Raw genomic sequence first — 12,328 nt, forward strand, 5'->3', positions numbered from 1 at the left:
ACGTCGACCTCACCTTAGTGGAAGCACGGGAGGTCGACGCGCCAGCCGGCAAGACGCCACTTCTGTGGCGCTTGCTCACGACCCATAAAGTCGGCGGCGCCGAGGAAGCCGAAGATATCGTCCGACTATATCGCCTGCGCTGGCGCATCGAACAGACCTTCCGCGCGCTCAAGAGCGACGGGTTAGCCCTGGATGATAGCCAGGTCATTGACGCCGAGCGCATGTTCAATCTCGCGGCTATCGCTTTGGCTGGCGCGATCCGGACGCTCCAGCTTGTCGACGCCAGAGACGGCGGACCTCGTCCAGCGAGCGATGTGATCGATCCATACTTTGCCGTCGCCCTCGATCGCTTGTCCAAAAAGCTCGAAGGCAAGACACTTCGACAAAGGAATCCTCACTCACCGGACTCTCTTGCCTTCGTCTCCTGGATTGCAGCACGTCTGGGAGGTTGGAATTGCTACTACAAACCTCCCGGACCAAAGACCATGCGAGACGGCTGGAACCGTCTCGCTGCTACGCTCGAGGGATATGCTCTTGCTAACCAAGAACAAAATCCGGGAATCCCATAGCCCCGTAAGAACGGGGAGAGGGAGTAGACCACCTCACGTCTCGATATCCAGCGCGCAGTCGAAATTCGGCGCCGAATGCGTCAGCGCGCCAGATGACGCGTAGTCGACGCCGGTCGCCGCGATCGCGGGAATCGAGTCCGGCGTGACGCCGCCGGATGCCTCCAGCTTCAGGCGACCTTCCGTCGTCCGCACCGCCTCGCGCAGCGTCGCAAGATCCATGTTGTCGAGCAGCACGGCGTCGGCAAGGCCGGTGTTGAGCACCTCGCGCAATTGCGCCAGCGTATCGACCTCGATTTCGATCTTGACGAGATGGCCGGCATGCGCGCGGGCGCGCTCCAGCACAGGACGGATGCCGCCGGCGACCGCAATGTGATTGTCCTTGATCAGGATCGCATCGTCGAGCCCGAAGCGGTGGTTGAAGCCGCCGCCGCAGCGCACCGCATACTTCTCCAGTGCCCGCAATCCCGGCGTAGTCTTTCGCGTGCAGCAGATGCGCATTTTGGTACCTTCGGTGCGCGCGACGTAGTCGGCCGTGAGCGTCGCTATGCCCGACAGCCGGCCGACGAAATTTAGCGTGGTCCGCTCTGCGGTAAGAATGGCGCGGGCCGCGCCGGAGATCGTCAGCACCTGCTGGCCGCGGGCGACGCGCGCGGCGTCGCGGACATGCGCGCGCACCTCGAGGTCGGGCGAGAGCTTTTGCAGCGTCGCCAGCGCGAGCGGCAGACCGGCGACGACGCCGGATTGCCGCGCGACGAGGATTGCCTGCGCCTTGGTCGCCTCCGGGATCGTCGCGAGCGAGGTGACGTCGCCGGCGCGGCCAAGGTCCTCGTCGAGCGCGCGATGCACGGCCGCGTCGATGGCGAGCGGAGAGAGAAACGCGTCGGGATAGAGCAGGGAGGTTGGGGCGATCATGACTAACTCCGTCAGGCGATCATGGATTGCGCGATGCGCGGCGTTGAATGCTCGGTGAGGCCGTCCGCGATCTCGCGCACCGCGGTGAGCGTGGTCATCGTTCTCTGGGCCAGCGCGGGCACTTCTGAAGGATGGTCGGAGCGGAAATGCGCGCCGCGGCTCTCGCGACGGCTCCAGGCTGCGGCGGCTACGAGCAGGGCCGCTGTCGCCATGTTGCGGACAGCGATGCTCGTGGCCGTTTGCTCGAGCGCAGCAAAACTGCGCACGGCGTCCGCAAGTCCGTTGCGCTCGCGGATCACACCGACATGCGTGCTCATCGTCGTGCGCAGCTGCTTCACGCGAGCCTCATCCGGCGCACCGCCGCGCGGCGTCACCAGCGCCTCGGGGAGGCTGGCGGGTGAAGGGATTGCGTGGCCGGTGATGTCGTCGGCAATGCGTGCGGCATAGACCACGGCCTCGAGCAACGAATTCGAGGCAAGCCGGTTGGCGCCATGCGCACCGGTGGACGACACCTCGCCGCCGGCCCACAGCCCGTCGATCGAGCTGCGGCCGCGTGCGTCGACTGCAATGCCGCCCATGTGATAGTGCACAGCCGGCGCGATCGGGATGGCTTGCGTCGCCGGATCGATCCCGGCGGCGATGCAGCTCGCATGCACGGTCGGGAATTTGTCGGCGAAGCGCGCGCCCAGTGCTTCTCGCGCATCGAGGAAGGCGCCGCGACCGCCTGCGATCTCGGCGAACACACCGCGGGCCACGATGTCGCGTGGGGCGAGCTCAGCGAGCGGATGGAGTGCCGCCATAAAGCGTTCGCCCTGGCCGTTGATCAGCGTCGCGCCTTCACCGCGCAGCGCCTCGGTCGCAAGCGGCGCGGGATCGCGGCCGATCATGATGGCGGTCGGGTGGAACTGCACGAACTCAGGATCGGCGATGTCAGCGCCGGCGCGCGCGGCAATCGCAAGGCCCGATCCGTGGGCCTCGGCCGGATTGGTGGTGACAGCATAGAGATGGCCGATGCCGCCGGTCGCCAGCACGATCGTGCGCGAGGCGATCATCATGGGCCTCGCTGCGAAATTGCCCGCCTTGCGCAACTGAAGACCGGTGACGGCGCCGTCCTCGGTGAGCAGGGCTTCGGCGACAAAGCCTTCGATCAGGCGGATCGACGGCGTGCGGCGCACGGCCTCGCTCAGCGCCGCGATGATCGCCGCACCGGCCGCGTCGCCGCGGACGTGGACGATTCGCCGCGCCGAATGCGCTGCTTCCCGTCCCACGGCAAGCCGGCCCTCGAGATCGCGATCGAACGGCACGCCATAGGCGAGCAGATCATGAATCCGCGGTGCAGCCTCGCGCGCGATGCCGAGCGCGACCGCCTCATCGACGATGCCGCCGCCGACCGCGATCGTGTCCGCCGCATGCGCTTCGGGGCTGTCGCCTTCCGCCACGGCAGCTGCGATGCCGCCTTGCGCCCATGCGGATGACGCCCCCTGTCCAAGCGGCGCCGCCGAGATCAATGTTACCGGCCGCGGCGCGAGCTTGAGCGCGCAGAACAGGCCGGCGAGACCGCCGCCGACGATGACGACGTCGTCGGTGGAGCGGGTGAGGTTGTGGATATTGTTTGTCATGTCACGCCTTCAATTCTTCAGATTGATCATCCGCTCGACCGACCGCCGGGCGCGTACGGCCAGCGCCGGATCGATCGTGACTTCCTCGCCGAGCGTCAGCAGGCTCTCCAGGATGTTGGACAGCGTGATGCGCTTCATGTGCGGGCAGAGATTGCAGGGGCGCAGCATTTCCACATCGGGCAGCTCGGCGCGGATATTGTCGGCCATCGAGCATTCCGTGATCATCACCAGCCGCTTCGGGCGCCTTGCGCGCACCCAATTGATCATGTGTGCGGTCGAGCCGGTAAAGTCGGCCTCCGCCAGCACGTCCGGCGGGCATTCGGGATGGGCGATGATCTGCACGGACGGATCGGCGTCGCGGAGGGCGCGCAGCTCGTCGCCAGTGAAGCGTTCATGCACTTCACACGCGCCCTTCCAGGCGATGATCTTCACGTCGGTCTTCGAGGCGACATAGGTCGCGAGATAACGGTCGGGCAGGAAGATCACGCTTGGCGCGTTGAGGCTCTCCACCACCTGCACCGCGTTCGACGAGGTGCAGCAGATATCGACCTCGGCCTTCACCTCGGCGGAGGTGTTGACATAGGCGACGACCGGTACCCCGGGAAATCTCTCGCGGAGCAGCCGCACGTCGGCGCCGGTGATGCTGGCGGCGAGCGAGCAGCCGGCGCGAGAGTCCGGGATCAGCACGGTCTTGTCCGGATTGAGCAGCTTTGATGTCTCCGCCATGAAGTGCACGCCGCATTGGACGATGACATCGGCCTTCACCTTGGTGGCCTCGACGGCGAGCTGAAGCGAATCGCCGCCGATGTCGGCGACGCCATGAAAGATCTCCGGCGTCTGGTAGTTGTGGGCGAGGATCACCGCGTTGCGCGCCCGCTTCAGTTCATTGATCGCGTGAATCGTCGGCGCCATCAACGGCCATTCGATCGGTGGGATCACATGCTTGACGCGTTCGTAGATCGGCGCGGTGGCGCGTTCGATCTCGCTCGTCCATTCCAGAGAGGGCCGCGGCAGCGCGGGGCCAGTTCGTGCCGGCGCGAGCCGGGCGGAGATGGCTTGGCCTTGCGGCCGATTGGCGAAATCGTCGGGGCCGTAAATTCCAGTGATCGGCATCGAAGCCTCCCGTGCATGTCAATTATACTCATTAGGAGTATATATAGAGCCTGAGAAATCCGGCCGAGAGGGCCGGTGAGTTTCGCCAAAGTTTACATATACTCAATCTGAGTAGATCTTAGATAGCACGCTCATCTGGGAACCGCTAGGTCTCGCCGCACACATTCTCGTTAAGTCCACTCTCGTTGCGCCCGGCAAGGTCGCGATGAAACGCAATGCTCCCGAACCAGCCCCTCGTGGAACGCAATCATTTTTGGCTTGGGGTTTCCATGCATTTGCATTAAACGCCAGACCTGCGGCTGCCGATTTGCAGATCCGCCAATGGCCGAGGAGGAAGACCATGTCGACACAAGCCCGCGAGCTCGGTTCGACCTCGCGCTCCTCCAACTGGCGTACCCCGGCCGTCATCATCCTGTGCGGCTGTGCGATCGGCATGCTCGGCTTCGGACCGCGCTCGGCGCTGGGCTTCTTCGTGCAGCCGATGAGCCATGAATTCGCCTGGGGCCGCGACGTGTTCGGCCTCGCCATCGCCTTCCAGAATTTGCTGTGGGGATTGGGCCAGCCGCTTGCAGGCGCAATTGGCGATCGCTTCGGCCTGTTCCGGGTGATGTGCGTCGGCGCGCTGCTCTATGCCGGCGGCCTTCTGCTGATGCGCTATTCCTCGACGCCGATGTCGCTCAACATCGGCGCGGGCGTGATGGTCGGCTTCGGTCTCGCCGGCTGCTCGTTCAACCTGGTGCTGTCGGCCTTCACAAAGCTGCTGCCGGCCGAGAAGCGCGGCCTTGCGCTCGGCGCCGGCACTGCGGCGGGCTCGCTCGGTCAGTTCCTGTTCGCGCCCATTGGTGTCGCGTTGATCGACAATTTCGGCTGGCAGCAGGCGCTCACCGTGTTCGGCTTCCTGATGCTGCTGATCATCCCGCTGGCGCTGGCGATCTCGACGCCGCCGGTCGCAGCTACGGCCAATGCGGCGCCTGCGGATGAGCAAACCATTACCAAGGCGCTCGCGGAGGCCTTCGGCCATCGCTCTTACGTGCTGCTGGTGCTCGGCTTCTTCACCTGCGGCTTCCAGCTCGCCTTCATCACCGTGCATCTGCCGGCGTTTCTGGTCGACCGCGGCATCTCGACGCAAACCGGCGGCTGGGTGATCGCTGCGATCGGCCTGTTCAACATCATGGGTTCGTTGAGCGTCGGCTATCTCCAGAATTCGCTGCCGAAGCGCTACATCCTCTCGACGATCTATTTCACCCGTGCGCTCGCGACGCTCGCCTTCATCTCGTTCCCGATCACGCCGTTCTCGGCGATCGCGTTCGGCGCGGTCTCCGGCCTGACCTGGCTGTCGACGGTGCCGCCGACCTCGGCGCTGGTGGCGCTGATGTTCGGCACGCGCTGGCTCGCCACGCTCTACGGCTTTGCCTTCGTCAGCCATCAGGTCGGCGGCTTCCTCGGCGTCTGGCTCGGCGGCATCGTGTTCGAGCGCTTCGGTTCCTACACGCCGATCTGGTGGCTCTCGATCCTGTTCGGCGTGCTCTCGGCGCTGATAAATGTTCCGATCGTGGAGAAGCCGGTTCAGCGGGCGGTTGCGCAGCCTGCCTGATCGGCTAAACATCGCCTGAAACAAGCCAGGGAGTTTTGCTGTGGCCACGTTCAAGGCGATCCGGATCGACAAGGCGGACAAGGGCACCACTGCCGCACTTACCCAGTTCGACGAAGCCGAGCTGATGGACGGTGACGTCACCGTCCGCGTGGAATGGTCGACGCTGAACTACAAGGACGGCCTCGCGCTGACGGGCAAGGCGCCGGTTGTGCGCCGCTTCCCGATGATCGCCGGCATAGACTTTGCCGGCACCGTCGAAGCCTCATCGCACCCGCAATGGAAGGCGGGCGACAAGGTCGTCTGCACCGGCTGGGGCATGGGCGAGACTCATCTCGGCGCCTACGCCGAGAAGGCGCGGGTGAAGGGCGACTGGCTGGTCGCTCTGCCGCAGGGCCTCTCTGCCCGCGACGCCATGGCGATCGGCACCGCAGGCTTCACCGCGATGCTCTCCGTGCTCGCGCTGGAGAAGCACGGCGTCTCGCCCAAGAGCGGTCCGGTGGTGGTCACCGGCGCGGCCGGCGGCGTCGGCTCGGTCGCGACCGCCGTGCTGTCCTGGCTCGGCTACCACGTCATTGCCTCGACCGGCCGCGCCTCGGAGACCGATTACCTGAAGAGCCTCGGCGCCGCCGAGGTGATCGACCGCAATGAATTGTCGGCACCGCCAAAGCCCCTGGCCAAGGAGCGCTGGGCGGGTGGCGTCGATAGCGTCGGTTCGACCACGCTCGCGAATCTTCTGTCGATGACCAAGTACGGCGGCGCCATCGCCGCCTGCGGTCTTGCCGCCGGCATGGACCTGCCGTCTTCTGTCGCACCCTTCATTTTGCGCGGAGTGTGCCTTCTCGGCATCGATTCCGTGATGTGTCCGATCGACCCCCGAAAAGCCGCCTGGCAGCGCCTCGCCTCCGATCTGGATCGGTCAAAACTGTCTGAAATCACAACGGAAATTCCGCTTGCCGAAGTTCCGGAATGGGGCGCGAAGATTCTGGCCGGCCAGGTCCGCGGTCGCATCGTGGTAAAAATTGTCTAACGACGTTCAGACTTTACCAACCAAGCTGCTTCAATGTCGCCATGGTTAGTATGGTAAGCAGCGGGTAAAGAGATAAGGCATCGCCCGCTGCGGGGGTTAGTTCGGAGTTGAGCATGCTTGCGCGTATTGTGTTGGGGGCTGTCACGGCAGTCGTGACGTTTGTGCCGGCCATCGCCTTGGCCGGGAGTATGAATGCAGATGAGGCACGCCGCTTCGTCGCCGGCAAGGTGTTCGCCTTCACCTGTTTCGACGGCACCCGCGGTGCAGGCCGTATCCTCGACGATCTCGGCGCCGCCGGCGCGGTGCAGTTTTCGGGCTCTGGCCCGGTCAAGCATCTCCGCCTGCCCGGCAACACGCTCCAGATCCGCGGCCAGAACGTTTGCGCCTCGATCAAGGGCATTCCGTTCGAGCCTTGCTTCAACCTCGAAAAGACCGACGACCGCAGCTTCCGCGGCTCGGTCTCGGGCATGGGCTTTGCCTATTGCGACTTCCACCACCAGGGCGGCAACCAGATGCTGATGGCGCGCGCCGTCGCGCGGCCGCGCTCGCTGCGTGCACCGGAGCAGACCGGTTCGGTCAACACATCGAGCACCGAGGTCGCTGCGCGCGTCGAGACTCCGCGGGTCGAGAGCAGCCGGATCGAGCCGGTGAAGTCCGAGCCCAAGTCGGATTCGAAGAACGAAGGTCCGCTGGAACTGCGGCGCTCGACCGAGTGACCTCTAGCGCGAAACTGCGAGCGCAATTCACCCGCCTTTGACGAATGCATCGGATACGAAGCCGCCGCGCCGTAGTCATACGGCCCGCGGTTTTTATGCCTTGGTAGCGACTGGCACCCCAGCCTGCGTGACGGCCGGGGCGCGGCCCTAACCAAGGGTTCAAAAAAATGTCGCTGTATTTCTTCCGCATCAGCACCGGACGTTATTCCGGCGCCGCCGATCAGCCGTACGAGTTCGAGGATTCCACCGCCGCCTGGACCGAGATGACCGAGGTCTGTGCCAATCTGCTCGGCAGCATCTCGCGAAATCTGAAGCCGAATGCAAAGTGGAGCATGGAGCTGCTCGACGAGAACAAGGAGCCGGTGTTCCGTATCAGCCTGGTCGGCGAGGCCTTGTGCCGCGCCGACACGCGCGCAAATGCGGGCGGACGTTAACGAACGCGGCCTCTGCGATTCCGCGAAATGGCAATTGCTTGCACGTGAAAGCTGTGCAGATTCGGTAACTTGAGCAGTATTTCCGTACTTCTACCCACGCGGCGAGCGCCCGCGCTTAACGTTAATGAGCAACCTCCCGGTTAGCCTTCCTGGCTGTTTACACGCTTCGCTGCGGCAATGCGCACCCCGGGGATGTTGCAATGATGTTCATTCAGAACCTGCGAATTGGCACCAAGCTCGCCGTCACCTCGGTGCTGACCATCGGCCTTGTGGCGCTGATGATCGTCCTCCAGATGAGCGGAGGTGCCGAGGTCCGGAAGCTCGGCAATGAAGCATCCGGACAGCAGACGATCGCGCAAAATGCCGCCGAGGCGAAGGCCTCGGTGCGCGGGATGCAGATTGGAATTCGCGACATCCTGACGTCGAGCTCGCCGGCCGAGATGCAGAAGGCCGTCACCTATTTCAACGATCGCCAGACGTCCGCCCTCAAATTCGCAGGCGAGATGGCCAAGCTCTCGCGCTCGCCCGAAAATCGCAACCGGATTGATCGCCTGACGATGCTGGTCGGCCGGTTCGGCCAAGGACAGCAGCAGATCGAATCGATCCGCAACCAGCAGCTCGCGATCGACGGGAAGAAGGACGGCGAAGCGGCGGCGCAATTCGCCAAGCTGACCGCCGACGTCGACCGCGTCCGCAGGGAAACGCTGGCGCCGATCAACGAAGAGATCTCCGTGCTGGCCGACCAGATCACCAATTTTGCCAAGCAGAGGGCCACCGAAACTCGCGCGGAAGCAGAAGCGGAAGCCGCGTCCGTCGCGCGGACGTCGTTCATCACGGGCGTGCTGGTCGCGCTGCTCCTGATCGCTGCGTGCATCTTCTCGGTCTTCAGCATCGCGCGTCCCATGCGGGCACTGACGGTTGCGATGGAAAAGCTCGCCGACGGCGACTTCTCTGTCGTGCTGCCGGGACTTGGCCGCAAGGACGAGGTCGGCGAGGTCGCCGGCGCCGTCGAGAAATTCAAGATCGTGTCCGAGCAGAAGGCGCGCGCGGAAGTGGAAGCCAAGATGCGGCAGGATCAGATCGCGACCGAGCAGCGCAAGCTGGAGATGCGCAGGCTCGCTGACAGCTTCGAAGGCGCCGTCGGCGAAATTGTCGGCACTGTATCGTCGGCTTCGACCGAGCTCGAAGCGTCCGCCACGACGCTGACCTCGACCGCGGAGCGCACGCAACAGCTCACCACCGTCGTTGCGGCGGCCTCGGAGGAAGCCTCCACTAATGTGCAGTCGGTCGCGTCGGCGACCGAGGAACTATCGTCCTCGATCACCGAGATCAGCCGTCAGGTGCAGGAATCCGCGCGCGTGGCGAGCGAGGCCGTAGGTCAGGCCCGCAACACGACCGAGCGCGTCGGCGAGTTGTCCAAGGCGGCAGCGCGGATCGGCGACGTGGTCGAGTTGATCAACACGATTGCGGGCCAGACCAATCTCCTGGCGCTCAACGCCACGATCGAGGCGGCGCGCGCCGGTGAAGCCGGACGCGGCTTTGCCGTGGTCGCCTCCGAGGTCAAGGCACTGGCCGAGCAGACGGCGAAAGCGACCGGCGAGATCGGGCAGCAGATCGCCGGCATCCAGGCCGCGACCGAGCAATCGGTTAGTGCCATCAAGGACATCAGCGACACCATCGAAAGACTGTCCGAGATTTCCTCGACCATTGCCGCGGCCGTCGAGGAGCAGGGCGCAGCCACGCAGGAGATTTCCCGCAACGTGGCGCAGGCGGCTCAGGGTACCCAGCAGGTGTCGTCCAATATCACCGAAGTACAGCGTGGGGCGAGCGAGACGGGCTCGGCGTCGTCACAGGTGCTATCGGCTGCGCAGATGCTGTCCGGCGACAGCACCCGTCTCAAGGTCGAGGTCAGCAAGTTCCTGGGCACCGTTCGCGCAGCCTGACGGCGCCATCTCAACAGACTCAAGCTAGCAACCGCCGCGCGCAATTGCGTGGCGTTTGCTCGCGCGCATGTTGCGGCGCTGCGACGAATGAGATGCAGGGTTAACCTTCCGGAAAAGCGACGCAGGCATGATACCCGCAATATTCCGGGCGTTGAGTCGCCCTTCTCTATTACGTCATAGCGCTTTGGAGCACATTCATGAGCGGCCTTTCCATCCGCCTGACCCATAAGGTGATGGCGATCGGACTCTTCGGCCTCGTCGGTCTCGTCGCCTTCGGTGCGATTTATGAAATCGGCAGCCGCTCCCAGGACGCCTCCCGCGAAATTGCCAACCGCGCCCGCGCGATCGCCGACCTCAACAAGCAGCTCTCGATCGAGATGCTGGAGGCTCGCCGCAACGAGAAGAATTTTCAGCAGCGCCGCAACGAGAGCTATGCCAAGTCGCATGCCGAGCTGATCGGCCCGATCAACCGCGATTTCGACGAGGTCGAACGGCTGATGTCGGCAGGCGGTATGGGCGCTCTGTCCGAGAAGACGAAGCAGGCCCAGGAGGGCTTCAAGCGCTACACTGCGGATTTCAACGCGCTGGTCGCTGCCGAAACCAGGCTCGGGTTGAACGAGACGCTCGGCCTGTCCGGTTCGCTACGCGCCGCGGTGCATGACATCGAGGCGAAGCTGAAGGAGATCGACGATCCCAGGACGACGAGCTGGATGCTGATGATGCGCCGGCACGAGAAGGACTTCATGTTGCGGCGCGACCCAAAATACATTGCCGAGGTGAAGAAGGCCGCCGTTGAATTCTCCAAGGCGATCGAGGTCGTCGCAGTCCCGACGACGGTGATGAACGACGTCACGGCCAAGCTCCAGAAATACCTGTCCGAGTTCGCGGCCTGGGCCGAGACCGCGCAGCAGAGTGCGGCCCTGGATGCCAGCATGATGCAGACGTTCCGCGAGCTCGAGCCCGGGATGCGGGAGGTGCGAGCCACGGTCGAGCGCCTCGACAAGCAGGCCGACGTCGCCGAAGCGGCGACCCGCGACGCAGTGCGCATGTGGATGATGATCGCGTTCCTCGTCACCGTTGCGGTGCTGACCGTGGTCGGCTTCCTGCTCGGACGCTCGATCTCGAAGACATTGTCCGGCATGGTCGACGCGATGACGCGGCTTGCGCGCGGCGAACTCTCGGTTGCCGTACCCGGCGTCGGACGCCAGGACGAGATCGGCGAGATGGCCGGTGCGGTCGAGGTGTTCCGAACCAACATGACGGAAGCCGAGCGGCTGCGCGCCGAGCAGGCGGAAGCCGACACGCGACGGCGAGCGCAGCGCAAGGCGGACATGAAGCGGCTCGCCGATGATTTCGAAGGCGCAGTCGGCGAGATCATCGAGACCGTCTCATCGGCGGCAACCGAGCTCGAAGCCTCTTCCAATACGCTGACGCGCGCGGCAGAGCGCTCCAACGGGCTTGCCACCTCGGTAGCATCGGCCTCGGAGGAAGCGTCCGCGAATGTGCAGTCGGTGTCGTCAGCGAGCGAGGAGATGACGTCGTCGATCTCCGAGATCAGCCGTCAGGTGCAGGAATCGGCGCGCGTCGCCGACGTCGCTGTCGAGCAGGCGCAGCGCACCAATGCGCGGGTCGGCGAGTTGACCAAGGCCGCGGGGCGCATTGGTGACGTGGTCGATCTGATCAACACTATTGCCGGCCAGACCAATCTGCTGGCTCTCAACGCCACGATCGAGGCGGCGCGCGCCGGTGAGGCGGGCCGGGGGTTTGCCGTGGTGGCGAGCGAGGTGAAGGCGCTGGCCGAGCAGACCGCGAAAGCAACCGGCGAAATCGGCCAGCACATCGGCGCGATCCAGACCGCGACGGAGGACTCCGTCAGCGCGATCAAGGAGATCGGCGACACCATCGCGCGGATGTCGGAAATCTCCTCGACCATTGCCGCCGCTGTCGAGGAGCAGGGCGCCGCCACGCAGGAGATCTCTCGCAACATCCAGCATGCCGCGCAGGGTACCTCGGACGTATCGGCCAATATCGGCGAAGTCCAGCGCGGCGCGGGCGAGACCGGGGCTGCGTCGGCCCAGGTCCATTCGGCGGCGCAATCGCTGTCGCAGGAGAGCAGCCGGCTGAAGAGCGAGGTCGCGCGCTTCCTGGATTCGGTGCGGGCGGCCTGACGGCGCAGGTCGTCACATCCCAATGCTGTATTGCACCGGTGCGGGGGTGTGGCGTGACGGGGTATCGGTGCGGCCGCAACAAATGATTGCAGTCGGGCTAAGTGTCGGAAATCGGCAAATCAGTGGTTCCCCTAGGTTCTTGTTAACGCCTGTTTGCAACTATGAGCGCAATCCTACCGGATAAGAACCAGCCAGCATCGTTGGAATGACCACCGCCCCGTCCGCCGCGACGG

General features: G+C 64.6%; 10 protein-coding genes. 7 read left to right on the forward strand and 3 right to left on the reverse strand.

Features of this window, described 5'->3' with window-relative positions; translation table 11 throughout:
- Window positions 1–569 (forward strand): transposase (locus tag ABIC09_RS35505; RefSeq protein WP_354112160.1); only part of this gene is annotated, 569 nt, incomplete at its 5' end.
- Between the two features lie 33 nt (window positions 570–602).
- Here ABIC09_RS35505 and nadC read toward each other — a convergent pair.
- The 3 genes from nadC to nadA are packed head-to-tail and all read right to left on the reverse strand — an operon-like array spanning window position 603 to window position 4,213.
- Window positions 603–1,481 carry a carboxylating nicotinate-nucleotide diphosphorylase gene (nadC, locus tag ABIC09_RS35510; protein WP_354112161.1) on the reverse strand — a complete coding sequence of 293 codons (879 nt, stop codon included), beginning with the start codon at window positions 1,479–1,481 and terminating at the stop codon, window positions 603–605.
- A gap of 11 nt (window positions 1,482–1,492) precedes the next feature.
- The gene (locus tag ABIC09_RS35515) at window positions 1,493–3,100 is read right to left on the reverse strand and encodes an L-aspartate oxidase (protein ID WP_354112162.1); all 1,608 of its coding nucleotides are present in this window, start codon (window positions 3,098–3,100) and stop codon (window positions 1,493–1,495) included.
- Between the two features lie 9 nt (window positions 3,101–3,109).
- Window positions 3,110–4,213 (reverse strand): quinolinate synthase NadA, encoded by a 1,104-nt coding sequence (nadA, locus tag ABIC09_RS35520; RefSeq protein WP_354112163.1) that lies wholly within the window; start codon window positions 4,211–4,213, stop codon window positions 3,110–3,112.
- Window positions 4,214–4,553: 340 nt separating this feature from the next.
- On the opposite strand from nadA, the gene ABIC09_RS35525 reads away from it, so the two are divergent.
- The 6 genes from ABIC09_RS35525 to ABIC09_RS35550 all read left to right on the forward strand — a co-directional run bounded on the left by ABIC09_RS35525 (window position 4,554) and on the right by ABIC09_RS35550 (window position 12,095).
- Complete coding sequence (locus ABIC09_RS35525) at window positions 4,554–5,807, forward strand: MFS transporter (RefSeq protein WP_354112164.1); 1,254 nt, start codon at window positions 4,554–4,556, stop codon at window positions 5,805–5,807.
- A gap of 40 nt (window positions 5,808–5,847) precedes the next feature.
- Window positions 5,848–6,834, forward strand: a complete 987-nt coding sequence (gene acuI, locus ABIC09_RS35530; protein WP_354112165.1) for an acrylyl-CoA reductase (NADPH) — start codon at window positions 5,848–5,850, stop codon at window positions 6,832–6,834.
- Window positions 6,835–6,947: 113 nt separating this feature from the next.
- On the forward strand, window positions 6,948–7,550 hold the full coding sequence (locus tag ABIC09_RS35535) for a hypothetical protein (RefSeq protein WP_354112166.1): 603 nt from the start codon (window positions 6,948–6,950) through the stop codon (window positions 7,548–7,550).
- Between the two features lie 167 nt (window positions 7,551–7,717).
- On the forward strand, window positions 7,718–7,984 hold the full coding sequence (locus ABIC09_RS35540; protein ID WP_148750006.1) for a DUF6894 family protein: 267 nt from the start codon (window positions 7,718–7,720) through the stop codon (window positions 7,982–7,984).
- Between the two features lie 200 nt (window positions 7,985–8,184).
- Window positions 8,185–9,927, forward strand: a complete 1,743-nt coding sequence (locus ABIC09_RS35545; protein WP_148750005.1) for a methyl-accepting chemotaxis protein — start codon at window positions 8,185–8,187, stop codon at window positions 9,925–9,927.
- A 197-nt stretch (window positions 9,928–10,124) separates the two neighbouring features.
- Window positions 10,125–12,095 carry a methyl-accepting chemotaxis protein gene (locus ABIC09_RS35550; RefSeq protein WP_354112167.1) on the forward strand — a complete coding sequence of 657 codons (1,971 nt, stop codon included), beginning with the start codon at window positions 10,125–10,127 and terminating at the stop codon, window positions 12,093–12,095.
- Window positions 12,096–12,328 lie beyond the last annotated feature (233 nt).

It is taken from the genome of Bradyrhizobium sp. S3.12.5, assembly GCF_040548225.1.
GTDB lineage: Bacteria > Pseudomonadota > Alphaproteobacteria > Rhizobiales > Xanthobacteraceae > Bradyrhizobium > Bradyrhizobium cytisi.